This window comes from Polaribacter butkevichii, from assembly GCF_038024105.1.
GTDB lineage: Bacteria > Bacteroidota > Bacteroidia > Flavobacteriales > Flavobacteriaceae > Polaribacter > Polaribacter butkevichii.
Genome location: NZ_CP150661.1, coordinates 3,132,155 through 3,158,497, shown reverse-complemented (window position 1 = coordinate 3,158,497; position 26,343 = coordinate 3,132,155). Strand labels below are relative to the sequence as shown.

Below are 26,343 nucleotides of genomic sequence, written 5' to 3'. Positions count from 1 at the left end.
TAATTAGCTATAAAATTAACAATACACTTCTATTATGCAATCATTTAAAAAGAGAATTACTTTTAAGGTTTTAATAGGATATATAATACTGGGGCTTTTAGCTACAATTTCTGGGTTTTTAATACTTTCTGAAGTAAAAACTTTTACGCAATTACAAAAGCAAGATATCTCTGACAGAAATATAATTATTAAAACAGGAACTTTAATTGCAGACATCTATAAAAACGAAAGTTTAGCCAGAGCAGCATTACAGTTTAACTCTAGAACTAAGTTTAATGAATACCTTGATGAAAATAAAAAATTAGTATCAAAAATAGATTCGTTAAGTCTTATTGTTGCTAATAATCCGCAAGAATTTATTTTAGATAGCATAAAATTAATTATTGATAAAAAACTAAAAAACATTATTGGTTTAAAAAACTTAAACCAAAATTACGATTCTGATGAATCTATTAACAAAGCCATTAATAAATTAAGTTCTATAGACTCTCTTTTAGGTAAAATTACAATTAATGATTTTATTAAAAACCCATTATTTTTTGGCAATGAAACTCGTTCTAAATTAGAAAATTTTGCCATTGCCCTTAATGAATATGTTCCGAAGGACTCTATTAACAATATTGAGCAAAAAAAAATAGACTCGCTTGTAACCGTTTCTAGAAAAATATTAAAACAAGCTCAAAATAAAACAAACAAGCATCGTAAATACTTAAAAAGAAAACAAAACGAACTTATTAAAAACGATTTAACTATTTCTAGAAAACTACAAGAGCTTTTAGGAAACCTAGAAAAGGATATTATTCTCTACACAAACAACATGAATATACAGAGAGAAGAAACCCTAAATCATAGTAGAACTATTATTTTGTTTGCAGCAGGTATTAGTTTTATTATCATTATTATTTTTTCTATTATTATTTTAGGTGATTTTTGGAAAACGCAACGATATCGTATCCAGTTAGAAAAAGCCAACACCACAACAAAATCGCTTTTAAAAAGTAGAGAACAACTTATTTCTATGGTTAGCCATGATTTAAGAACACCACTAAGCACCATCACCGGATTTAGTGAACTGCTTCAAAAATCTACACAAAACACAAAAGATAAAAACTATATAGATCATATTCGCAGTGCATCTAGCTACATGGGGCAATTGGTAGATGATCTATTAGAATTTTCGAAATTAGAAAACGGAGATATCTCTATTAAAGCGATTCCTTTTAACTTAGAAAATCATGTTGATGAAATTATTCAGAATGCAAAAAGTAGTATTCAAGATAAACCCATCGATTTTGTAATTAAGCAAGACGATTCTGTTAACAACCTTCTTATTAGCGACCCGTTTCGAATAAAACAAATTTTATCGAATTTAATTATAAACGCCTGTAAATTTACAAACGAAGGAACAATAACCATTGAAAGTTTTATAAAGAAAAACGGAGATAAAAATAGCTTAGAAGTTTTAGTAAGCGATACTGGAATTGGTATTAGTAAAGATCAAAAAGCTACAATTTTTAAAGCTTTTAATCAAGTTGACAACACAAATGATCATACCATAAAAGGATTTGGATTGGGCTTAACCATCTCTAAAAAACTGGCAGAACTACTAGACGGAAGCTTAACCTTAAAAAGTGAATTAAACGTAGGTAGTACTTTTACTTTAAAAATACCGATAAAATTATCAAAAAAACCAATTATTAAACTTGATAAAACAAAAACCACAACTAGCGTTTTTAACTTAACTGCTGTGGTTGTTGAAGATGATTCTTCTATGCAACAATTACTAAGCGATTTTTTACACCAATTTCATATTAAAACGCATACGTTTGATAATGCACAAAATGCCATTGAGGCAATTGATAAAATTCCGTACGATTTTGTTTTAACCGACATTCAACTCCCAAAAATGAATGGCATCCATTTTATGGAAATTCTTAAAAAGAACAAATCTTACAAAAACCAACCTATTATTGCCATGACTGGGCGTGCAAATATTTCTAAAGAAGAGTATCTAAAAAGTGGCTTTTCTGAAGTATTGATAAAACCATTTGACTCACACAAGCTTCAATCTGTTTTAAAGCAATTTTTTAAAGCTAATTCTAAAGAAATCAATATAAACCCAACTCCTATAAAAGAGAAAAAAACTGTAGATTTTAGCACTGAATCTATGAGCATTTTTTTGAATAATGACACAATTGCAATAAACAAAACACTACAAATTTTCTTAGCAGATACGGAGAATAATTATGAGGTTCTAAAAAAAGCAAAGCAGCAAAAGGACATCCATTTACTAAATGAGGTAAGCCATAAAATGCTGAGTATGTTTAAACAATTAGAGGTGAAATCGATTATCCCTTACTTAGAAACATTTGAAACCACTAAAACAATTGACAACAAGTCTTTTCTAGATTTTGAAGAGCTTTTAAAAAACTTTATAAACTCTTTAAAAAACTACCTTAACTAAGGTTGTATTCTTTTAGTTTATTATAAAGTGTTTTTCTAGTAATGTTTAATAATTTTGCGGCCTGTGTTTTATTGTTACCCACTTCTTCTAGGGCACTTATTATCAATGCTTTTTCATTTTCTTTAGTAGAAAATTTGTTTAAAGAACTCTTACTTTCTTTAACCTTTGTTAACTCTATTGGTAAAACCTCAACATCAATAATTTCAGATTTGGTTAATAAAGTAGCTCTTTTTATTACATTAGATAGTTCTCTTAAATTACCTGGCCATTGATAATTTTGAAAAATAGTTAATACATCTTTAGAAAAACCAATCACCGATTTGTTTAGTTGTTGGTTTGCCTTATTTAAAAAGTAATCTGCATACAAAATTAAATCATCCTTTCGGTCTTTTAAATTAGGTACTTTAATAGAAAACTCATTTAATCGATGGTATAAATCTTCTCTAAAATCTCCTTTTTCAACAGCCGCAAGCAAATCTTCATTTGTTGCCGTTATTAAACGGATATCAACCTTAATTTCTTTACTACTTCCAATTGGTTTAATTTTTCGCTCTTGCAAAGCACGTAACAATTGTATTTGGTTTTCGTAAGTTAAATTACCTACTTCATCTAAAAAAAGTGTTCCGCCATTGGCAGATTCAAAATGACCTATTTTATCTTCATTTGCTCCTGTAAAAGATCCTTTTTTATGACCAAAAAACTCACTAGAAGCTATTTCTCTAGGTATTGCACCACAATCTACAGCAATAAACGGCTTATTATGTCTAGGACTTTTTAAATGAATTGTTTTTGCTACAACTTCTTTCCCGGTACCGCTTTCTCCTGTAATAAGCACAGACATATTAATGGGTGCTACTAATAAAATGTATTCATCTAATACTTTAGAAGAACTACTAATCCCTTTTACAAAATCGGTAGAGAGCTTAGTACTTTCTTTTTTTTCTTGAACTGGAACAACACTTGTTGTCTTTTCTTCTAAGGCATTGTTAATAACTTCTAAGACCTCACTAGGATTAAATGGTTTAGAAATATAATCGAAAGCCCCTTGTTTCATGGCCTGTACAGCGGTAGACACCTCTGCATAACTCGTCATTAAAACAACAGGAACAGCATGTTTACTTTTTTTAATTTGCTTTAACAACGCAATTCCATCACCATCTGGAAGACGTAAATCTGTAAAAATTAAGTCGTAATTTTTCTTTTCTAATTGTTGTAAAGCATTTTTTATATTGTAGCTCACATCAACAACATATTGATGTCGAACAAGAAATTGTTTCAACATTTCAGAAAATGCTACATCATCTTCAACTAATAAAATCCCTTTCATAAAGCTTACACATTTCTTACAAAAATATCAAGATAAATTGATTGTTATCAAAAAAAAGACATTTTAATTAAAAAATGTCTTTCCTTTTGAAAAATTGAGGACCCAGAATACTTAGATCTAAAACTACTCTATTCTTCTACACTTACTTCTTCTTCTTTTAACCACTTCCCCTCTTTATCTGCATAAACAACACTTTCTGCTTCATCAACAGTTAGTTCTATTTTGTATTGCTCACTTCCGTTTACATACACTTTAGTAACCGTTGCTGTTTTAAAATCTTTTAAAATGGCAGTAACTACCGCTTCTGGCAATTCTTTTACTGTAATTTCTTTAAATCCATCATTCATTACTACAGTAACGATTGAATTAGAATTGTTGTTAATATTGTCGTTTGCAAAAGCTGAAATCGAAACTCCACCTGTTAATACTGCTACTGCTACTGTTAAAATTAATTTTCTCATAGTTATTTAAATTTTTATATTAATTATTATTTATGATTAGGTGTTTTTAATATTGAAATTAAAGATGTTTAAAATCTAAAAATTACTCAACCATATTTACTTCTTCTTCTTTTAACCATTTTCCCTCTTTATCTGCATAAACAACATTTTCTGCTCCATCAATAGTTAATTCTATTTTGTATTGTTCAATTCCGTTTACATACACTCTAGCAACAGTTGCTGTTTTAAAATCTTTTAAAATAGCACTAGAAACTGCTTCTGGCAATTCTTTTACCGTAATTTCTTTAAATCCATCATTTGTTATTACCGTAATAATTGAATTAGAAATATTGTTGTTATCGTTTGCAAAAGTCGAAACCGAAACTCCAACTGTTAAAATTGCTACTGCTACTGTTAAAACTAATTTTTTCATAATCATTTAAGTTTTTATATTAATTATTATTTACGATTAGGTATATAGAAATAAATATGCCACAGAAAACCAACAATTCAAAAAACAACACAAATACATGATTATCAGGTTGTTAAATTATTTTTAATTTTACAACACCATACATCACCCGTATAAAACATGTGTAAATAACAAGTCTATCGAGTAAATTTTACCCAACACTTAAAAATAAGCTACTTTGTAAGTATAAAGAGATAATATCAATTAAGAGAGCATCAGAAAAAAATAGAATAAGTATTTGTAAACACAATCCAATAAGACACAATCTTATACCTTTTCATTTAAAGAAAAAAAAATCTATTTTTAGAAAAGTACATTTTAAATAGAAATGAGATAAAAAATCATTTGTCATTTATACATAAAAAAACTACATTTACTTTCAATGACAAACCAAATTACAAAAGGAATAAAAGTTTCTGTTAGCACTAAATATAAAGGTACTAATTACAGAAATAATAGGCTGCACCACATTTTTGGGTATGTAATTACTATTGAAAATAAATCTACCGAAACCGTAAAGTTAACAGATCGATTTTGGACCATTTTTGACACACTTTATAATACAGAAATTGTAAGCGGAGAAGGAGTTGTAGGACAAACACCTACCTTAAAACCAAACGATACCTACACCTATAGTTCTGGTTGTTTCTTAGAATCTAATATGGGTGCAATGAAAGGTTTTTACACCATGATAAATTTAGATACTTTTGAACAATTCAAGGTAATAATACCCACTTTTCAACTAACAACATTAGCAACATTAAACTAACAAACACAAAAAAAGAAATTCAATTAAAAGATCCTGCATGTTTAAATTGCGGGCACCCTTTTAACGGACAAGAAAAATTTTGTCCAGATTGTGGGCAAGAAAATAAAGGCCACAGAATTACTTTTGCTAACTTTATGCACTATGTTTTTAATGGTTTATTTAATTTTGACGCTAAGTTTTGGACAACAATAATCCCTTTATTAATTAAACCCGGAGAAGTTTCTAAAAACTATATTGCAGGGAAAAGACAACGCTATTCTAATCCTTTTCAATTTTACTTAACAGTTTCCTTAATATTCTTTTTAATTATTGGTTTTACAAAGAGTTATAATGATTTTAATAATTTTAGAGAAGGAAAAAAAACAAGTAACAACAACTTTTTACCAGGTATTCATATCAATTTAGAAAAGGAGAAAGATTCTATAAATAATTTAAAAGAAGTAGACTCTTTACTAACTACACTTAAAGATAGTATTACAAAAAAGCCATTTCTTAAAGTTGCAGGAAAAGAGATAAAAATTATTAAAATGCTAAATTTCCATAAAAAAAACCCTCAGGTTTATGTGGATGATGCTTTAGATAGTTTAGCCATCAATAAAAGTTTTTCAAATAGATTCTGGTATTCTAGAACTAAATTAATAAACACTATTCTAACAGATAGTTCGGTTGCTAAAAAATTAAATAAGCAATTACTTTCTTATTCTTCAATTGCATTATTTATATTACTACCATTATTTACACTGTTTTTACGTTTCATTTACATCCGAAGAAAATTTACATATGTAGAACATTTAATCTTTGTTTTTCATACACAAACTTTTTTCTTCTTACTGTTTTCTATTTTCTACCTCATAAACTTTTTTAAAGAAACAGTAAATTACATGTCCTTTTTTGCATTAGTATTTTTATTGTACCTGTATCTTGCTATGAAGAATTTTTATGGGCAAGGATATTTTAAAACACTTATAAAGTACATCTTTGCAAATATTCTATTTGTTATTTTTACTTCTTTAGGCGCCCTTTTTATATCATTTATTGCTTTTGCATTATTTTAGAGGCATTTACAAAATCTAAATAATCCATTTTAACTTCTAAAGACCTCTTTTCTACAGATGTAACACTTACTGTTTCTACAAACTCACGCTTCATTTTTGGTGCTATTTCTACGTTTCCTAAGTCTTCATTTTGATGAAATGCAACTATTTTAGCTTGATGAAACTCTTTATTTTCTAACAACCAATCTGCAAACCATTGCCTCCTCATTTCTTTTACTTCTTCTGTATACAAGGTAGATGAAGACCAAATTTTTGGTTTTTGAGGCAATTTATTAAAATGCTTTAGTTCTCCATCCCAAACCAACTCATAAGTTTCTAATTGATGTTTCCAATCTACCAGAATCAACGTAAAAGGTTCTATTTCTGTAAAATCAAAATTATTGATATAAGAAACAGCATCATCTACAGATAAAATGTTTTTTACAATAATTCCTCTACTCATTTTATAAGAATTCTTTCTTACATGTTTTTTAAAACCACCATTTAAAAGACAAACCAAACGTTTTTTATCACTCAAACCAATCCAAGTTCCTCCTGCCAATTCATCTTTCGGATACGTTAACGCAACGCCATTTTCTAAATACTTTTTTGGCGAAATTGTATTTCTTAATGGAGTTTCATCTCTATTAGAAGTTAAAATAAAATCATTATTCCCTAAAGGAAGATAGCTTACTGTACACATATATTTTTTTTACTATTTACGAAAAACCTTTAGTTTTGATCTTATCTTTAAACTTTCCTTAACAAAAGACATCAAAAATCGGTTAAATTTATTGAAACAAAAATTGTAACTTTGAAACTCAAAATTAGTCGATTAAATTTAAAAAAACATACAAAATGGCAAGAGGATTTTTTAACGTTCCTAAAGCAGTAAACGAACCTGTAAAGGGGTATGCTCCAGGTTCTCCAGAAAGAGAAGAATTATTAGCTACTTATAAAGCAATGTTTAACAGCAATATTGATGTGCCAATGCACATTAATGGCGAAGAAATTAGAACAGGAAACACCAAAAGCATTACACCTCCTCATGATCACAAACATGTTGTTGGTAAATACCATACTGCAGAAAAAACACATGTAGACACTGCAATTTCTACAGCCTTAGCGGCTAGAGAGGCTTGGTCTAGTGTTTCTTGGACAGAGCGTGCAACTATTTTCTTAAAAGCGGCTGAATTATTAGCAGGACCTTATAGAGCAAAAATGAATGCTGCAACCATGATTGCACAATCTAAAAACGTATACCAGGCAGAAATTGACGCTGCTTGCGAAATGATTGATTTTTTCCGTTTTAATGTAGAATATATGACGGATATTTTTAAAGATCAACCAGCATCTGCACCAGGAATATGGAACCGAGTTGAGTATAGACCTTTAGAAGGGTTTGTATATGCAATTACGCCATTTAACTTTACTTCTATTGCGGCAAACTTACCTGCTGCCGCTGCTTTAATGGGAAATGTTGTTGTTTGGAAGCCTTCTGATCATCAAGCATATTCTGCACAAGTAATTGTAGATTTATTTAAAGAAGCTGGTTTGCCAGATGGGGTTATAAATGTAGTGTACGGAGATCCTGTAATGATTACAGATACCGTTTTAGCGTCTCCAGATTTTGCTGGACTACACTTTACAGGTTCTACTCATGTTTTCAAAAACTTATGGAAACAAATAGGAAACAACATACATACTTACAAAACATATCCAAGAATTGTTGGAGAAACAGGAGGAAAAGATTTTATTTGGGCACACAATTCTTCTAACCCTTTACAAGTTGCAACTGCAATAACTAGAGGTGCTTTTGAGTATCAAGGTCAAAAATGTTCTGCTGCTTCTAGAGCCTACATTCCTGCATCATTATGGGAAGAAGTAAAAAAACATGTAATTGCACAAACAAACGAAATTAAAATGGGCTCTCCAGAAGATCCTTCTAACTTTGTAAATGCAGTTATTCACGAAGGATCTTTTGATAAAATAGCTAGTTATATAGACGCTGCAAAAGCAGATAAAGATGCAGAAATTATTGTTGGTGGAAACCACGATAAATCTACAGGTTATTTTATTGAACCTACTGTAATTTTAGCAAAAACACCAACTTACACAACAATGACTACTGAGTTATTTGGACCAGTAATTACTATTTTTGTTTATGAAGATGCTGCCTGGGAAGCTTCTTTAAAACTAGTTGATGAATCTACAGAATACGCTTTAACAGGAGCTATTTTTTCTACAGATAGATATATTGTAGAAAAAGCTTCTAAAGCTTTAGAAAATGCAGCAGGTAACTTCTACATTAATGATAAACCAACAGGTGCTGTTGTGGGACAACAACCATTTGGAGGAGCAAGAGCTTCTGGTACAAATGACAAAGCAGGTTCTGCACAAAACTTGTTACGTTGGACATCTGTTAGATTGATTAAAGAAACATTTGTAACACCTACCGATTATAAATATCCTTTTTTAAGATAATCTTAAATTAAATATTTTATTTTAAAAAAGCCGTATCAAAATTTGATGCGGCTTTTTTTATTTCCTTATTTTAGACAAAAACTTGTTAAAAGCTATGGAATATAAATATTTAATGTACTCGCACTTGTTTACTGTTGTTCCATGCATTTTTATTGGCGCTTACCTTTTATTAGTGAAAAAAGGAACTCCTTTTCATAAATTATTAGGAAAAATTTATATGTCTTTAATGATGATTACAGCAGTTATCACATTATTTATGCCTGCGTATGTAGGAACTCAATTTTTAAATCATTTTGGGTACATACATTTATTTAGTATTCTAACATTATACAGTGTTCCTACTGCTATAATTGCCGTAAAGAAAGGACAAATTAAAAAACATAAACTAAAAATGATTTTTCTTTATTTTGGAGCAATTGTTATTGCTGGAGGTTTTACACTAACTCCAGGTCGTTTTTTACACACTTTCTTTTTTTGTTAATAACCATAAAAAAAACCACATTATTTTAGAATGTGGTTTTTTTAAAAATTTTGTTTTTTTACTCTATAATAAGCTTCCTTGTTGTTTGTTTGTTTCCGTTTGTAACTTTCAATAAATACAATCCTCCAGAAAGGTTATTAAAAGATATTTTCTTAGAAAAACTTGTATCTTTATTTGTATTAAAAAATGTTTGTTGCCCAACTAACCTTCCTCTAATATCAAATAACTGAACAGACACATTATCCGTATTAATCAGTTTTAAATTTAAAGTAAATTCACCTTTTGTAGGATTTGGGTATAAATTAAAGTCTTCAAAAACAGCATCGTAAATAGAAACACTTTTTACTAAAATAGTATAATCTTCTACCTCTCCATCAAAACCTAAATCACAAGATTCGGGAGCTTCTAGATCACTTGAGTCTATGTATTTAGTAGAAACCCTTAAAGTCGTTTTCCCTAACAAAGCACTTGCTGGAACCGTTATTTTAAACGGACTCTCACTTGTAGCAATATCTTCTCCATTCTCTGTAAAACCTAAATCATACGCTTCCTCAACATCAAAAACACAATTTTGATTCCAATCTATCCAAGCCTTGGTTAGCACTCTATAATCTCCATCTGTATTTGTATTTACAACTAATTCATAGGTACTATTAATAAATAATTCTGTTTCTATTTCTGTATAATCACTATATCCTAAACCGCCTTCTTCTTTTGCAGATGCATTACTAATTGTATTAAATTCTACTAATGTAGTACCTGTTAAAAAATCAGAATCGCCTCTAGAATCGCAGACCTTACAGACTTCTGTTGTATAGCTATAAGTGGTACTATAATTTCCTTCTCCGCAATTATTAATAGATTTAACCCTCCAAAAATACTGTGTTTCTTGAGACAAGTTAATTGGAATATAAGAGTTGTTTGCTACAGTATCTGATGAAACAATTTCAGAAAAATTAGGGTCTTTTGCTATTTCTACATGATAAGATACCGCATTAGTATCTAACACCCATTTTAACGCTTCAAATAAACCAATATTATCTGCATCATCTTGCGGTGAGGTTAGTGTTAATTCCGTAAAATTAGGTGTTTTTAAATCTAAAACAACAGCTGTATTTTTATTTAAACTTTTAGAAACTCCTTTCACATTTATTTCATAACTCTGGGCTGTTTTACCTTCTAAATTAGAAATGGTCATTGTTACATTTCCATCAGCACTAATTACCGAAGGAGAAAAAACAACATTAGCACCTGTTGGTAAACCTTCTGCAGATAACGTAACTGGTTCAGAATAATTATTAACAAAATCAAAATTAAGTGTGTAATTTACAGAGTCTTCTCCAGAATTACAACCTAATTGTACACCACTGGTATTTGACATTACAAATGTTGGTAGAAGCGAGTTGATGGTAAAATTTGTGCTATTAACATTATAAAAAATATTATCCGCAGCTTCTACCATAATTCTTGAGGTTGTAGAAGGATTATCCGGAATCACAATCTCTTCTGTACCATCATTTGGCGTATTTTCTTTAATCATGATAGGAAAAGTAAGCCCCCCATCAATAGATAGTTTTATATTAACATTTAAACAATTGATAGGAAATAGATCTGTTGTTCCTTTTACCCAAGACACGGTTTGTGTTGAACCAACATCCCAAGCAACTGCAGAATTTGGAGCAGAAACAGTAAAAGCCTCTGCATCTTCTACAGATACATTCATGTTATCTCTTGCAGAACTTCCACCACCTGCATGATTATCTCTTACTAAAAAAGAAAAATTTAATACACGCGCCACAGAAGGCAAAACTTCCCAAGTAGAAGATGTACTCCCTGCAACAATTGTTGCTAATGCAGGCATATATCTATTGGGTGAAGAATTTGATTGTAAAGATCTAAACATTGGCCCTCTGGTACTTGTTGAAACAGGAGGCATTACCGCTATTTGATTGTCTATTTGCTCCCAATTATAGGTTAAACTTGTAGTACCGTCTGCATCTGTTCCAACTCCTTTTAAAACAAATGGTGTTGATTTTGGAATACTAAAATCGGCCCCAGCATCTGCTACAGGAGCTGTATTATTGGTATTAATTACTACTGCACAACTTGCAGAAGACTGAATAATACCCCACATTTCTGCAATACTAATTGCATGAAAATAATCGTCACTTTGACCCTGAACATCAGGCGCACAAATACCTGCATACCCCATAATAGTAGACGCACTTCCTGGTTCTACTGCAGTACTACTATTTCTATTACAATCATTATTTTGTGTATGATTTGCCCCAAATTGATGCCCCATTTCATGCGCCACAAAATCAATATCATACGCATCACCAATGGGTTGACTTCTACCGGTAACACCACGTGCTTTACTTCCTGCTACACAAACAACACCTCCACCGGCTAAACCATCTCCTGCAACGCTAAAAACATGCCCAATATCGTAATTAGCATCTCCTATTTTAGTATCACAAATAGCTTGTACTTCGTCAAGCATTGCATCAGGATCACCATCTGTAATGTTATCTGAATCTGCATCTAAAAAAATAATCTTATCATTGTCTCCTACAATTACCATTCTTACTGCTAAATCTCTTTCGTAAACACCATTAACCCTTGTCATAGTTGTATTCATGGCAGATAAAACGGCTTCTTTTTTTACTTCATCTGTAGCCGCTGTAGATATATTTTGATTTGTTAAATGAAATTCTGCATACTCTCCACTGCAAGCTAAAGCTAACCGAAAAGTTCTTAGCTTTCCGTCATTGGCATTTTTAATACTATTTGTTTTTGCAACACTTCTTACCGTTTCCTCTACATGACAAGTAAAACCATCTTTATCTGGTGCTAAATCTGTTCTCTTATAAACCATTAATGTTTTACCGTCTTTAGAATAAGGGTCTACATATAATGTTTTTTCAACACCCGAAAATACTATAGCATGAAAACCATCTGTACCCATACTAATTTTTGCTACTGCCGTAGGATCATCTATTCCTTGAGCAGAATAAGACTTTATCATAGAATATTTTTCAGCCAATTTAGCCTCAAAATTTGATGTTTCTTTGATGATAAAATTAGAAAAACCACCTACTGCATTGGGTAGTTTTATAATACTTTGCTCTTCTTTAGATTTTGATTTAGACTTTAAAAACGTCTTAAAATTATCAACATCTATAGAAATAAGGCTATAATTAGAAGGAAAATTTTTCTTTTTTAGGATATTATTTTCTTGAATAGTCACTTTATTTTTATCCATTTTTTTTAAAAACTCTTGAGCATATACTCCGCTGAAAGAGAAAAAAAATACGACAAGAATAAATGATAGAGGAAATTTTGTTTTCATAAACAGTTTATATGTAAAATCGTCATCAAATATAATGAAATAATTATCTTTGTAGTCGAGATTATGAACAGAAACATACTACTACAAGACTTATCTGTAAAAGACTACAAAGAAGCCTGGGATTATCAAACTGAATTATTACAAGGAATTGTTGATGTTAAGATTGCTAATCGTAAGAATGAAGAAAAAATTTCTACAAAAAATTATTTTTTATTTGTAGAGCATCCGCATGTATATACTTTAGGTAAAAGTGGACACATGAGCAATTTGTTACTTAATGAAAAGCAATTAGCAGAAAAAGGAGCTACTTTTTATAAAATTAATCGGGGTGGTGATATTACTTACCATGGTCCCGGACAAATTGTTGGCTACCCAATTTTAGATTTAGAAAACTTCTTTACAGATATTCATAAATACTTACGTTTTTTAGAAGAAGCAATTATTTTAACCATTGCCGAGTATGGAATAAAAGCAGAGAGAAGTCCTGGTGAAACAGGTGTTTGGTTAGATGTTGGTACTCCGTTTGCTCGTAAAATTTGCGCTATGGGAATCCGTTCTTCTAGATGGGTAACAATGCATGGTTTTGCATTAAATGCAAACGTAAATTTAGGCTATTTTGATAATATTATTCCCTGTGGAATTAAAGGAAAAGCCGTAACTTCTATGGAAGCCGAATTAAATAAAAAAGTAGATACTGAGGAAGTAAAAGCTAAAATTCTTAAACACTTTAAAGTACTTTTTGAGGTTGAAGAATTTATAAAATAATTAGTCATTGCGAGTTTACAAAGCAATCTGTAAATTTTAATTAACAGATTGCTTCACTATCGTTCGCAATGACAAACAATTACTTCTCTTCGTTAAAATATACTTTATAAAATTTCATTTTCTTTTCTTCATCATACCCTCTTTCTAAATATTCTGACGCCGCTTCTGGTGCATCTACATCTAGTTTTATGTTGATGTTAGTATCTAACTTTATTTCTGTTTTTAGCTTGTTTTTCTCTTTCTTTAAAACAACTCCAGAAACATCAAAATTATTTCTGATTAACACATCATTTAATTTTTCGAAATGCTCTTTGTATTCGTCAAACTTTTCTTTGTGTTTCTCTTCTTCAAAAACCTCATCTTTAAAAGTTGCATAATCTACAGCCTCATTTTCTTTAAAATAATCTACCGTATTTGCTAAGAAATTTCCTTGTTGGTGCATTCCTAATTCTGGCTTAATTACTTCTTCAGAAAATTCTTTACACATTTCTAAATAGTTTTGTGTGTGCGAATTGTAATCGTCTGCTAATTTTACAGATAAAAAGTTTTTAGTCCAATATTGTGCATCGTAATTGTTGTTATCTACAGATAAAACAACCGTACCTTCTGCATCTGATGTATTTAAAACCAAACATCCTTTGTCTATTCTTTTGGTAGAAATTCCTTTTTGAACAACCACATCAAAACTTTCATTATCGTCTAAATAAGTCTGAAAGAAATCTACTTTATTTTCTATTTTAAAAACACCAATGGCTTCTGTTAAAACGTCTTTATATTCTATACCTTCTATATAAACCACAAGTACATCTCCTGTTTTTATTTGTGCAGAATTAGACTGCTCAAACAAATGGTTTACAATACTTTTTGAGTATTCTACAAAACTTTCTTCGTCATTAAAAACTTCTGAAGCAAATTTATTTACCTCGTTTAAACGTACGTCTTCATGATTGGTAAAGCGGTAGCTTTGTGTTAAGTTTCCGAATGGTTTTAATAAAAAACCTTTCATTAAATCGTAACTTTCTTGATCAAAACGAATTAAGTCTTCAGAAAAAACATTTTGTCCGCTATTAAACTTATTGGCAACTTTATGTAAAATACATTTGGTAATTTCTGCTTTGGTTTTTCTTATCATCAGTTAAAATTTTGGAGCGTAAAAATAGTCGAAGTTTTTAAATAATTAGAACTTATTCTATAAAGTTTACAAACAAGTTTAGCCCTGATTGAACGGTTTGTTTGAGCTCTTTTTTGCCTTTTTAGGCAAAAAAAGCGAGTAGTGAAAGCAGGAAATAGCTTCTAAAAAATGTTTTATAACTTTAATTTAATCTGTTCTGGCAACAGTTTAAAGGTTTTTCTGTGGTATTTGGTTGCACCAAATTCTCGTATTCCGTTTCGGTGTTCTTTTGTTGGGTATCCTTTATTTTTTGCCCAATTATAGACAGGAAATTCTAAATGAATTTTTGCCATATACTCGTCTCTATACGTTTTGGCAAGCACAGAAGCTGCGGCAATACTTAGGTATTTGGCATCTCCTTTTACAATAGCTTTGTGCGGAATATCTTTATAATCTTTAAATTTATTACCGTCTACAATAATAAATTCTGGCTCAATTTTAAGCATTTCTATAGACCTATGCATGCCGGTTATAGAGGCTTGCAAAACATTTATTTGATCTACTTCTTCTTGCCAAACAAAAGAAACGCCAAAGGCAAGAGCATTTTTTTCTATAAAAGGACGCAATTCTTCTCTCTTTTTTTCTGATAATTGCTTAGAATCATTTAAAAAAGGATGTGTAAAATCTTTTGGTAAAATTACGGCTGCTGCTACTACAGGGCCACATAAACAGCCTCTACCGGCTTCATCTGTACCGGCTTCTAAAGAAAAACCACTATAATTTGATGCTAACATTTTACAAAGAAAAGAAAAGTTTAAATAAACATGGCTTAATTAACAGATTTCATGATAATTATTAACAATTATTTTCGTTTAATTATTTTACATTTGCCATTGCAGAAACAATCTATGAACAAATTACGATTCTTCTTATCAATACTTGGTTTTCTAGTGGCTGGTTCTTTATTTTCACAAAGAACTCTAAACCCTATTCAAGAAAATAATGGTTTTAATACGATTCAGAATGACACCCTTAGAAATACGGGAGAAATTACGGTAAAATTATCTGGTAAAACAAAGTATACAGACTACAAAATATTTTCTCACGAAAGAGATACCACGTATATAGACACCACATTAACCATACAAAAAGATTATAAATTTAATTATTTAAGAACGGATAATTTTGAGTTATTAGCCTTTCATAACCAAGGGCAAACCTTTACCAATTTGGGGTATAATTTTAGCAATTTAAATTTCTTGCCAGACATTGGTTTTACTGCAAAACAGTTTAGTTATTTAGATATTGATGAAATTAAATATTACGAAGTACCTACACCAACAACCGAAATTACTTATAGAACAGGGTTGCAACAGGGGCAAGTTTTAGATGCTATCTTTACCGTAAATTTTTCACCAAGATTAAATGTATCGCTTTCTTACAAAGGAATTCGTTCTTTGGGAGCTTACAGAAGATCTTTAGCGAGTCATGGTAACTTTAGAGGTGCTTTTCACTACAGAACAGAAGAAAACCAATACGAAATTCGTGGTCATATAACCTCTCAAGATTTTTTTAATGAAGAAAGTGGTGGGTTGCCACAAGATGAAATTGATAAGTTTGAAAGTAACGATGACAACTATACCACAAGAGCTAGATTAGATGTAAATTTAGATGATGCCGAAAATGATTTTGAAGGTAGAAGAGTTTATTTTGACCATAGCTACAAACTGTTATCTAGTAAAGATAGCATCAACAAAAAGGATTTTAGCAACTTAAAAGTTGGACATGTTTTTACTACGGAAACAAAAGAGTATAGTTTTACACAACCTACAAGTACTACAACTATTTTTGGTGATGAAAACTCTGCTGGTGCTAGTAACAACCTAGCAAAAAACACCATTACAAATAACGAATTAAACCTAGAATTTAACTCTAAATACGTACTTGGTAAATTTAAAGCCAAAATAAATATTACCAATTATTCTTACGGATATGATACTATTTTAAACACAAATAGTAATATTTCTAAAGTTAAATTAGAGGGAAGTGCCATTTCTGTAGGTGCAGATTGGAACGCAAAAATTAAAAACTTTCATTTAAATGCTACCGGAAATTTATCTCCTGGAAGCGGCAGGTTGTCTGGTACCTTTTTACAAGGAGAGGCATTGTATAAAAAAGACAGTCTTTTTGCAGTAAAAGGAAGTTTATTAATTAGCTCTAAATCGCCCAACTTTAATACGCTTTTACACCAAAGTAAATATGACGATTACAACTGGCAAAATGATAATTTTACGTCTGTTAATACAAGAGACCTAGGCTTCTCCTTTAGTTCTAAATGGCTAAATGCAGCTCTTAATTTTACAAATATTGACAACTACACTTATTTTGGTGAAGACAACAAACCGCATCAATTCGATAGCCAAATTACTTATTTAAAAGTAAAAGCGAACAAAGAAATTAAGTATTGGAAACTGGCTTTAGATAATACGGTAATGTACCAAAACGTTAGTAGTGGTAGCTCTGTTTTTAGAGTACCAGAATTGGTTACAAGAAACACATTATACTACCAAGACTACTGGTTTAAAGGAAAACCAATGTTAGTTAACATTGGGGCTACTTTTAATTATTTTACAAAGTATAAAATGAATGCCTACAACCCATTGTTAGCGGAGTTTACATTACAAGATACGCAAGAAATAGGTTTTCCTTCTGTAGATGTTTTCTTTAACGCACAAGTGCGAAGAACACGCTTGTATTTTAAAATTGAAAACGTAACTTCTAGCTTTACATCAAAAAACTATTACTCGGCTCCTAATTATCCATATAGAGATTTTACTATTCGTTTTGGATTGGTTTGGAACTGGTTTATTTAAACTTTAATGTGTTAAATCATTTATGAAAGACCAACTTAAAAACAACTGGAAATTATTTTTAATGGCTAGTTTAACTTTAGGACTTGCCCCTTTTAATCCGCCACATATTTTAGGTAAAGTTCAATGGATTTTAGGTGGAGGTGCTTTTATAGGAGCACACCCAATGCAAGCTAAAGATTGGTTTGATGTTTTACTACACGGAAGTCCTTGGGTACTTTTATTAATTTCTATTGTTTTAAATCTTTTTGCATTAAAGACAAAAAACGTCCCAAAATAGCACTCCCTATTTGCTCTTTTTCTACAAAACCTTGAGATTTATAAAAAGGAATAGCATTAGGGTCTGCAACTAACTCTATTATTTTTGTATTAAAAACGATTGCTTTTTCTAAGGCATGTATTAGTAGTTTTTTACCGATACCTTTACCAATAAATTTAGGTAAAACAAATAACATTTCTAACTTAACGAAATCTTCTTTCGGATTATTTAAAACGTAAAAACCTACAACTACATCTGCAACCATAAATTTAAACACGTTGCAACTTTTTATGGTTGTAGATGTTACTGTTAAATCATTTCTCCAACCTTCTATCAACTCTTTAGAATACCCCCAAAAAGCTTTCGATTCTAATGCAACCTCAGTAAGTTGTTTTGCATCCGAAAGAACAGCAGCAACAATCATATTATTTTTTAACTAACTGTTTAATTTTAATATTAAAAGCAGCAAAAATTAAAGTCATAATAGGACTTAACCAGTTAAAAATAGCAAAGAAAAAGTACTCTGAAACACTTACACCTAAAACACCCGATTGATATGCTCCACAAGTATTCCACGGAATTAAAACCGATGTTACTGTACCAGAATCCTCTAACGTTCTACTTAAATTTTCTGGTGCTAAGCCTTTATCTTCATAAGCTTTTTTAAACATTTTTCCGGGTACAACAATGGCTAAATACTGGTCTGAAGCCGTAACATTTAAAGCTAAACAACTGGCTACAGTACTTGCAAATAAACCAAAAACAGAAGATGCCATACTTAATAACGCTTTACTAATTCTTGCCAAAGCACCAATTGCATCCATAATCCCTCCAAAAACCATAGCACAAATTATCAACCAAATAGTACCTAACATACCACTCATACCACCTGCAGAAAACAAATCGTTTAATTCTACACTTGTAGTTTCCACAGCAGAATCTATTGTAATTGCATTCATAACTCCTCTATATGCAGAATTAAAAGTTAAAGAATCTGCGCCTGCAACATTCATAACTATTTCTGGTTGCGCAATAATAGCTACAACACCTGCAAATAAAGTCCCCACTAACAACGCTACCAATGGTTCTGTTTTTTTTATAATTAGAAAAATTACCGTTATAGGAACCATAAATAACCAAGGAGAAATATTAAAGGCAGCATCTATAGCTGCTAATTTATCTGATACATCTGGTGTACCTGTTGTTTCTATAGAAAAACCAATAATTAAAAAAACTAATAGTGTAATTAAAATTGTTGGCACTGTTGTTAAAGACATGTATTTAATATGTGTAAACAGATCTCCACCGGCCATTGTAGGCGCCAAGTTTGTAGTATCTGATAAAGGAGACATTTTATCTCCAAAATAAGCACCAGATAACACTGCACCTGCCGTCATACCCGCAGAAATACCCAAAGTATTTCCAATACCTACCAAAGCAATACCAACGGTTGCAGAGGTGGTCCAAGAACTACCCGTTGCAATAGAAATAATGGCACAAATAACAACCGAAGCTGCCAAAAAGATAGTTGGGTTTAAAATTTGTAATCCGTAATAAATCATAGAAGGAATGATACCACTTATTAACCAAGTTCCGGCCAAAGCACCTACCATTAACAAAATTAAAAGAGCGCCAGAAGTAGATTTTATATTTTCAGAAACCTCTTCCATCATTTGTTTGTAAGAAACCTTGTTTCTAAAACCAACAATTGCAGCTACCGCTGCTCCCATTAACAAAATAAATTGATTACTACCACTTAAAGCATCATCACCATACACAAAAAAAACATTGTAAAACAACATACCAACCAACGCAAAAACCGGTATTAAGGCTTCCCAAATATTAAGTTCTTTATTTTCTATAATATTCTCGTCTTCCGGGTTTGTTGGTGTAATATTCTTGCTCTCCATATAGTTAAAATTTCGTTTTGTAATGTTACGATTTTACGGAGTTTTACGCAAATTGATTTCAGCAACTTCCATTTACCCTTACGGATTTGTCAACTCTATTTTTTTTAGTCTGTTTTTTTAAAGAATATTTTTTTTAGAATAGTAAAAAATAATAATTTGTTTTTTATAAAACCCCTACACTAATCATACAAGATTTCATTGCCTGATAGGTTCTTTCAATATTATTATCTAAACCAATAGAAAAACGGATTAACCCCTCTGACAACCCCATTTCTACTTGTTCTTCTTTAGGTATTTCTGATGATGTTGAACTGCCAGAAGCAGAAAATAATGTTTTGTAAAAGCCTAAACTTACCGCTAAATACCCTAAATTTTTATGCTGCATTAACTCCATTAATTCATTGGCTTTCTCTAAAGAACCAACATCAATTGTTAAGATTCCTCCAAATCCATATTCCTTATTCATAATTTCTTTAAAAAGCATATGAGAAGGATGAGAAGCCAAACCAGGATAGACTGTTTTTAAACCATCCGCTTCAAATTTTTCTGCCAAAAAAGCAGCATTAAAACTGTGTTGTTTCATTCTAAGATGCAGCGTTCTCATATTTTTTAAAATTGATGAAGCCCTTAAACTATCCATCGTAGAACCCAATAACATACTTGCTCCGCTATTTACATTTCGTAAATCGTTTATAAACTCTTTTGTACCGCAAACCACACCACCAACAGTATCTGAAGAACCATTAATAAACTTTGTTAAACTATGTATTACAACATCTGCCCCTAATTTTGCAGGAGAAATTGATAATGGAGAAAACGTATTATCTACCACCAATTTTAAATTATATTTTTTTGCCAATGCAGATAAGCCAGCAATATCTGCTACTTCTAAAAGCGGATTACTTACAGATTCGCAATACAAAACCTTTGTTTTTTCTGTAATAGAAGCTTCTACAACTGCCAAATTTGTAATGTTTACAAAAGTGGTTTTAATATTAAATTTTGGGATGAAATTTTTTAAAAACGCATAGGTTCCTCCGTAAATAGTTCTACTAGAAACAATATGTTCTCCTGCATTTACCAATTGCAACAAAACAGGTGTAATGGCTCCCATACCAGATGCAGAAACGTTTGCTGTTTCTGTACCTTCCATTGCGGCTAAAGTTTCTCCTAAATATAAATTTGAGGGTGATGAATGTCTTGAATACAAATAACAGCCATCTGCATTACCTTCAAAAGTATCGAACATGGTTTTTGCTGATATAAATGTATAGGTAGAAGAATCTGAAATGGATGGATTTACGCCACCAAACTCTCCAAAATATTGTAAATCTTGAATTTTATCTGCGGGTTTAAATTTCATAATTATTTAGTTTTATTGATTGCAAAAAAACGACTAACAAGAAATAAAATCAACATAAACTAAAAAGTATAGTTTTATTTTCTAAATTTACAAAACAAACTAGACTTAAAAACTAAAATAAGTTCTATTCCGATATCTTTTCAGAAAATTTAAAACCATGGCATTAGATTCTACCGATAAAAAACTCATTAATTTATTACAAGAAGACAGTAAACAAACCACAAAACAGTTATCACTTCAATTAAACTTGTCTATTACGGCTGTTTATGAACGTATCAAAAAATTAGAAAACCAAAATATTATTGAAAAGTACGTGGCCATTATCAACAAAAATAAAATTGATAAATCGTTTTTAGTTTTGTGTCATCTAAAACTGATTCAACATTCTAAAGAATATGTAACTACTTTTGAGCGTGAAATTTTAAAATTAGAAGAAGTATCAGAATGTTTTCATGTGAGTGGAGATTATGATTATATTCTAAAAATTTATGTAAAGGATATGGAAACTTATAGAAATTTTATGGTTACCAAATTAACTGCCATAAAATATATTGGCAGTACACATAGTATCTTTGCTATTGAGCAAGTTAAAAATACAACCGCTATAAACTTATAAAACATGCAAACTACTCGTTGTAAATTTTTTGAACTTTTATTAATTTTTGTGCTAATTCCAATAAGTTTTGCATTTGATTATTCTCCTATTTTAAAATTGATTATCGGTCTTTTAGGTTTTACTTATATTACCTATATACTATTTAAAGTTGAAAAAATTAAATTCAGAATTGAGAAAAACATCAACTGGAAACATTTTTGGACAACTACATTGATAAAATTTTTAATTATTGCCCTTATTACCACTTCTTTTGTTTGGTTTACAGATAAAGAAAATCTTTTTACCGTGATGTTAAATAAACCTAGCTTATGGATTTTAATCTTGCTTTTTTACACTTTCTTTTCGGTGTATCCCCAAGAGCTTTTGTATAGAACTTTCTTTTTTAAACGCTATCAAAACCTATTTAAAAACGAAAGCTTATTTATACTTGTAAACGCCCTATTATTTTCTGCAGCACATCTAATGTTTAGAAATACACTTGTATTATTTTTAACCTTTATTGGTGGAATTTTATTTGCAATAACGTACAATAAAACAAAATCTACACTTTTAGTTTCTATAGAACATAGTATTTATGGTTGTTGGTTATTTACGGTTGGTATGGGCAATATGCTTGGTTTTCCTTCTTAAAACAATCCCAAAACTATCCTTTTGGGATTGTTCCTTTTACAATTTTATCAATACTATTTTCTCTGATTGCTTTTTTACCATTTGTCCGTAAAAATCTTTTAAAACTTTATAATTTTCTGCACCAATAATTGCAGAATTAAATTGCAAAATAGCTATAGTACTAATTTTCTTCCCCATTTGAGTTACTTGATATTTAAAAACGCCTAAATTGTCAGGCAAAGAAATAGCAAACGATTCTGGCAACTTTTCTACTTTATAACCTTCAGGAATTTGTATTGAAACGGTATTTTTATCTTTCCAAGGTGATGCAAAATCAATAGGGAATTTTCTTTCTTCTAGCTTAAATGGATTCTCATGTTCAGTTAAGAACAATAATGGTTCAATATATAATTTATTACTTATTTCTTCTATCAAATCCTCACTAGAAAACTTTAAAGTACTATTAACAGGTTTTCCTATTTCATACTTATTAGTGATTTTAAAGTTTATTATTTCAACTTTATTATTTTCTTCAAACTTTGTAATTAAATTTTCTTCTTTTATATGATTATAATTATTTCTAAAATTTAATGCATTTAAATTATCATATTTTGTTCTTACAAAGCCTTCAACTATTAAATCTTGAGTTACTTTAACCATAATTAAATTCTCTTCTGATGCAAATTTAGATGGAGTTAATTTTATCCATGAAGAGTTCCCTTCTTTTGTAACTTTTCTTCCATTCCAATTCAATACTCTAGTAGGTAAAATATTTGGTAAACTAAAAAGTTCTGTGGCATCTAACAATAAATAAGTCCCATCTTTAAATTCTACCATAGAAATTACGTAATTAAAACCATCTAAAGTTGGAAACATTGGAACTCCATTATTCCTTGTACTCACTAAAACAGGGTTTGCATCTAAACCAGCAGAACGCAACATAGAGGTTAGTATTAAATTAATATCAGCTACATTACCTACTCTTTCTTTGTAGGCTTTCCTAACACCCTTATCTGTATATTTACCGTAAACTCCGTTCCATTTTACTTGTTTTTTAACAAACTGAAAAATAGAAGCTATTTTTTCTGTTCTTGTTTTAGAAACTTCAAGTATTTTTTCTAAATCTTCTTTGTAATAATTACTTTTATTTAATTCTGTACCAAAACGAGAAGATTTAAAAATTTGTTTACTAACGGTTTCCCATGTATTTGAATAGTTTTTAAGTTCTCCTTGAATAGACAAAAAATTTGTTTGGGTTAACTCAAACTCCAAACCTCCTCTATAATTATGAATACTACTAATAAAAGGTTCATCATCTCTTAAGGCAGGTATCTTGTTCCCTTCAAAAGAAAAAACATCAATTCTAAAATTTGTAGAACCAACAATTCCATTTTTTGCTGATTTTTTCATTTGTACAGAATAATATCCTTTAGACCTTTTGTTAAAAGTAAAATATTCTGGAATTTCAATTTGGTAATTTAATTTTTTTACGGGAATGCCGTATTGAAATTGTAAATCATCTATAAAGTTGATAAAAGGAGAAATAAGCTCATATTTAATTTCTATAACTGTACCTACTTTAATATTAGGCATTGTTATTTTCTTAATACTGTATGATTTATTTTTTTTCTCTTTAAATATATTATTTTTTGATAACTTTTCTTTTACAACTTTACCTTTAACTAAAGAATAGGTATATCCTTTTATAGAGTTTACAGATTCTTCATCTCCATTTTCGGGATCATAATAAGCAACAGGTTTTGTAGCCATATCAAAACCTTCTTTGGTATAAATTTTAATACGTTCATGAATTTTTGTGACTAGTTGAAAACCTTCATTTTTAATAAAATTATAATAAGTTCTTCTTTCTCTGTACAAATATGCTGCATCTGCAGTAGAGTCTAAAGGATAATATTTTTCTTCTAACTCTTCTTTAGATACCTTACCAAATTTATAATCTTGTGCGAATAATGATAACTGACTTAATAATAGCAATGCAATTGTAATCTTTTTCATTCAATTTATTTTTGTGTAATAGCAATTCTTAAATTTTCATATTTAGCAATACTTCTTCTAAAACTTCTGTAGTTTTTATATGCTTCTTTAGGATAAACGCCTTCTTTAATAACCATTGTTTTATGATACTTAAAGGTTGTATCATCTACTTTTGTAAACGTTACTTTATAGGTCCCAAATTTTGATGAAATATTTTTTTCTGAAGGTAAAACACCCAAAACATAGCCTTCAGGAATTTTAATTTCATACTGATCTTCATCTTTATATCCTCTAGAAATTTTTAATGGCAACTTTCTACTTCTGTATCTTTTAGGTATAAAATTGTTTCTATTAAAAACATTAACTCTAAACAAATATTCTTTGTTATTTACAGAAGCATAGTTTTTAATGGTTACTTTTAAATCTTCTTTAAAAACTACCTTATCTTTATCATTTAACAATGATACAGCATCAATTTCTAAATTGTTATTATAACTCCAATCGTTAGATTTGTATTTTTTTGTAAGTTCTTCTTTTGATAAAGTTTCATAAAAAGATTTATCATCATATTGAATTCCTTTAGAAACTCTATGTAAACTAGCTGTTAAACTTCCGTTTTTTTCTAATTGAATTTTTCCTTTTAACTCTTGTAAGTTTGTTTCATTCTTGTAGGCAGGAGTTCTTTTTATAACTCCGCCTTCTGGTGTTATTACCAACACATTTCTGTCATCTGTAAAATCTCCCAAAAACCCAAACGGAATTGTTTGACTGGTACACTCTAACCAAATATCATTACCATTATTAGGGATATTTAGAATAACATGGTTTCCTTGAGCTAAGGAAGCAAAATCTGTATCGAAAGAAACTTTATCATCTCTATTGGCCTCTACATGCACGTAATTAGATTGAACCCCTACAACATCTAACAATGCTTTTGTATAATTAGTTAACCCCTTACAATCTCCGTAACTAACCTTGTCTACCTCGTTTGCTGATATGGGTTGAATACCTCCAATACCAACTTGTACACTTATATAACGCGTTTTATTTTGCATAAAATTGTAAACAATTTTCGCTTTTTTAATAGGATCTTCTACTCCTTTTACTAAACTTAAAATTTTTTGTTTAGTTGTTTCCTCTAAATTAGACTTTCCTCTTAAAATACTTTCGTTCATCCAAACACCTAGCTCTTTCCAATTAGAATAACTTCCTTTTATATTGTCTGTTTGAAAATCTAGAGGAACCACCATTAATGTTGGCAAGATCTCATTGTAAGAAACACTATTTTCTTCATATTTAAGTGCCGGTTGATTTTTTAGAGTTGAGTGTAACTCATAATCTGTATGTTTGTTTTCTATATTATAACCCTCAAAGTTTTTTTCTTTCTTATTAAAATTTATTTTTAATGGATTTTTAAAAACATAACTACTTTTTTCAATAGAAACAAAATAGCCTTTAATAGGGTACCAATTAGGTATAAAACCTGTTGATGATGTTTTATATTCAGACTCAAAAACCACTGTATACGGATAAGAAACTGGCGTATAATCTAAATATTTTACTCTAGAGTCAGAATACAAAGTCCCTCCACTTACAGCACTTTCGTCTAAAAATTTATTTTTAGAAAACTTATTTATTTCCTTACCAAAAGCATTATAAATAACCGCAGATAGTTCTGTTATTTTAGTGGTATTATCATAATACTCATACATAGAAGCTTTACTGTCTCCTAATTTATTTAAGACAGTTACTACTTTTGTTTTATGCACAACCATATCATCTACATCATCTAGCGTAATATGTAAAGTATTATCTCTTATAACAGCATTTGCATTTTCTTTTAACTCTGTAGGAATTAATAGTGCAGCGTAATTTGTTTTTTGACTAAATGTGTTGGGTACAATTAACAATAAGGCGGCTAAAATAGCGCCGAAAATAAACTTTTTCATAGATTTTTTTGATAGCAACCAAAGTTAAAAAAAAAGCACAAAAAAGAGGCTAAAAACAAAAGTTTTTAGCCTC

22 protein-coding genes are annotated in these 26,343 nt (G+C 30.2%); 10 read left to right on the top strand and 12 right to left on the bottom strand.

Going from position 1 to position 26,343, the window contains the following annotated elements; genetic code table 11:
• Positions 1 to 34: 34 nt before the first annotated feature.
• On the top strand, positions 35 to 2,464 hold the full coding sequence (locus tag WG951_RS13255) for a hybrid sensor histidine kinase/response regulator (protein WP_105047442.1): 2,430 nt from the start codon (positions 35 to 37) through the stop codon (positions 2,462 to 2,464).
• On the opposite strand, the gene WG951_RS13250 is transcribed toward WG951_RS13255, so the two are convergent.
• From WG951_RS13250 to WG951_RS13240, 3 genes are all read right to left on the bottom strand, one after another.
• A complete protein-coding gene (locus tag WG951_RS13250; RefSeq protein ID WP_105047441.1) occupies positions 2,457 to 3,791 on the bottom strand; it encodes a sigma-54-dependent transcriptional regulator in 1,335 nt (444 codons plus the stop codon). The genes WG951_RS13255 and WG951_RS13250 overlap by 8 nt on opposite strands.
• Before the next feature lie 128 nt (positions 3,792 to 3,919).
• The gene (locus WG951_RS13245; protein WP_105047440.1) at positions 3,920 to 4,252 is read right to left on the bottom strand and encodes a hypothetical protein; all 333 of its coding nucleotides are present in this window, start codon (positions 4,250 to 4,252) and stop codon (positions 3,920 to 3,922) included.
• An 82-nt stretch (positions 4,253 to 4,334) separates the two neighbouring features.
• Positions 4,335 to 4,664, bottom strand: a complete 330-nt coding sequence (locus WG951_RS13240; RefSeq protein ID WP_105047439.1) for a hypothetical protein — start codon at positions 4,662 to 4,664, stop codon at positions 4,335 to 4,337.
• Positions 4,665 to 5,085: 421 nt separating this feature from the next.
• Here WG951_RS13240 and apaG point away from each other — a divergent pair, with 421 nt between their 5' ends.
• Both apaG and WG951_RS13230 read left to right on the top strand, forming a co-directional pair.
• Positions 5,086 to 5,472: a Co2+/Mg2+ efflux protein ApaG gene (gene apaG, locus WG951_RS13235; protein ID WP_105047438.1), complete on the top strand. Its 387-nt coding sequence runs from the start codon at positions 5,086 to 5,088 to the stop codon at positions 5,470 to 5,472.
• A 134-nt stretch (positions 5,473 to 5,606) separates the two neighbouring features.
• A complete protein-coding gene (locus WG951_RS13230) occupies positions 5,607 to 6,527 on the top strand; it encodes a DUF3667 domain-containing protein (RefSeq protein WP_105047437.1) in 921 nt (306 codons plus the stop codon).
• On the opposite strand, the gene WG951_RS13225 is transcribed toward WG951_RS13230, so the two are convergent.
• On the bottom strand, positions 6,505 to 7,209 hold the full coding sequence (locus WG951_RS13225) for an NRDE family protein (RefSeq protein WP_105047436.1): 705 nt from the start codon (positions 7,207 to 7,209) through the stop codon (positions 6,505 to 6,507). The genes WG951_RS13230 and WG951_RS13225 overlap by 23 nt on opposite strands.
• Positions 7,210 to 7,364: 155 nt before the next feature.
• On the opposite strand from WG951_RS13225, the gene pruA reads away from it, so the two are divergent.
• Both pruA and WG951_RS13215 read left to right on the top strand, forming a co-directional pair.
• On the top strand, positions 7,365 to 8,990 hold the full coding sequence (pruA, locus tag WG951_RS13220) for an L-glutamate gamma-semialdehyde dehydrogenase (RefSeq protein WP_105047435.1): 1,626 nt from the start codon (positions 7,365 to 7,367) through the stop codon (positions 8,988 to 8,990).
• Positions 8,991 to 9,084: 94 nt separating this feature from the next.
• On the top strand, positions 9,085 to 9,471 hold the full coding sequence (locus WG951_RS13215) for a DUF2306 domain-containing protein (RefSeq protein ID WP_105047434.1): 387 nt from the start codon (positions 9,085 to 9,087) through the stop codon (positions 9,469 to 9,471).
• A 58-nt stretch (positions 9,472 to 9,529) separates the two neighbouring features.
• Here the strand turns inward: WG951_RS13215 and WG951_RS13210 are convergent, their stop codons facing one another.
• Positions 9,530 to 12,736 (bottom strand): reprolysin-like metallopeptidase, encoded by a 3,207-nt coding sequence (locus tag WG951_RS13210; RefSeq protein WP_245893443.1) that lies wholly within the window; start codon positions 12,734 to 12,736, stop codon positions 9,530 to 9,532.
• A gap of 150 nt (positions 12,737 to 12,886) precedes the next feature.
• Here WG951_RS13210 and lipB point away from each other — a divergent pair, with 150 nt between their 5' ends.
• Positions 12,887 to 13,588, top strand: coding sequence for a lipoyl(octanoyl) transferase LipB (gene lipB, locus WG951_RS13205; protein WP_105047432.1), 702 nt, complete (start codon positions 12,887 to 12,889; stop codon positions 13,586 to 13,588).
• Positions 13,589 to 13,667: 79 nt separating this feature from the next.
• On the opposite strand, the gene WG951_RS13200 is transcribed toward lipB, so the two are convergent.
• Positions 13,668 to 14,720, bottom strand: a complete 1,053-nt coding sequence (locus WG951_RS13200) for a nucleoid-associated protein (protein ID WP_105047431.1) — start codon at positions 14,718 to 14,720, stop codon at positions 13,668 to 13,670.
• A 173-nt stretch (positions 14,721 to 14,893) separates the two neighbouring features.
• Positions 14,894 to 15,493 carry a ribonuclease HII gene (locus WG951_RS13195; RefSeq protein WP_105047430.1) on the bottom strand — a complete coding sequence of 200 codons (600 nt, stop codon included), beginning with the start codon at positions 15,491 to 15,493 and terminating at the stop codon, positions 14,894 to 14,896.
• A gap of 114 nt (positions 15,494 to 15,607) precedes the next feature.
• Between WG951_RS13195 and WG951_RS13190 the strand changes: the two genes are divergently transcribed.
• Positions 15,608 to 17,572, top strand: coding sequence for a putative porin (locus WG951_RS13190; protein WP_105047429.1), 1,965 nt, complete (start codon positions 15,608 to 15,610; stop codon positions 17,570 to 17,572).
• A gap of 22 nt (positions 17,573 to 17,594) precedes the next feature.
• The gene (locus tag WG951_RS13185) at positions 17,595 to 17,849 is read left to right on the top strand and encodes a hypothetical protein (protein ID WP_105047428.1); all 255 of its coding nucleotides are present in this window, start codon (positions 17,595 to 17,597) and stop codon (positions 17,847 to 17,849) included.
• Here WG951_RS13185 and WG951_RS13180 read toward each other — a convergent pair.
• The 3 genes from WG951_RS13180 to WG951_RS13170 form a co-directional block, all read right to left on the bottom strand.
• Positions 17,800 to 18,252: a GNAT family N-acetyltransferase gene (locus tag WG951_RS13180; protein ID WP_105047427.1), complete on the bottom strand. Its 453-nt coding sequence runs from the start codon at positions 18,250 to 18,252 to the stop codon at positions 17,800 to 17,802. The two genes, WG951_RS13185 and WG951_RS13180, sit on opposite strands and share 50 nt — an antisense overlap.
• Position 18,253: 1 nt before the next feature.
• Positions 18,254 to 19,738 (bottom strand): Na+/H+ antiporter NhaC, encoded by a 1,485-nt coding sequence (gene nhaC / locus WG951_RS13175; RefSeq protein WP_105047426.1) that lies wholly within the window; start codon positions 19,736 to 19,738, stop codon positions 18,254 to 18,256.
• Between the two features lie 163 nt (positions 19,739 to 19,901).
• Entirely contained in the window at positions 19,902 to 21,101 is a 1,200-nt protein-coding gene (locus WG951_RS13170) for an aminotransferase class I/II-fold pyridoxal phosphate-dependent enzyme (protein ID WP_105047425.1), read from the bottom strand.
• 157 nt (positions 21,102 to 21,258) lie between these two features.
• On the opposite strand from WG951_RS13170, the gene WG951_RS13165 reads away from it, so the two are divergent.
• Positions 21,259 to 21,717: an Lrp/AsnC family transcriptional regulator gene (locus WG951_RS13165; protein ID WP_105047424.1), complete on the top strand. Its 459-nt coding sequence runs from the start codon at positions 21,259 to 21,261 to the stop codon at positions 21,715 to 21,717.
• A gap of 3 nt (positions 21,718 to 21,720) precedes the next feature.
• Positions 21,721 to 22,347 (top strand): CPBP family intramembrane glutamic endopeptidase, encoded by a 627-nt coding sequence (locus WG951_RS13160; RefSeq protein WP_105047423.1) that lies wholly within the window; start codon positions 21,721 to 21,723, stop codon positions 22,345 to 22,347.
• 36 nt (positions 22,348 to 22,383) lie between these two features.
• Here WG951_RS13160 and WG951_RS13155 read toward each other — a convergent pair whose 3' ends face one another.
• Complete coding sequence (locus tag WG951_RS13155; protein WP_105047422.1) at positions 22,384 to 24,342, bottom strand: DUF3857 and transglutaminase domain-containing protein; 1,959 nt, start codon at positions 24,340 to 24,342, stop codon at positions 22,384 to 22,386.
• Between the two features lie 5 nt (positions 24,343 to 24,347).
• The gene (locus tag WG951_RS13150) at positions 24,348 to 26,270 is read right to left on the bottom strand and encodes a DUF3857 domain-containing protein (protein ID WP_105047421.1); all 1,923 of its coding nucleotides are present in this window, start codon (positions 26,268 to 26,270) and stop codon (positions 24,348 to 24,350) included.
• Between the last annotated feature and the right edge of the window lie 73 nt (positions 26,271 to 26,343).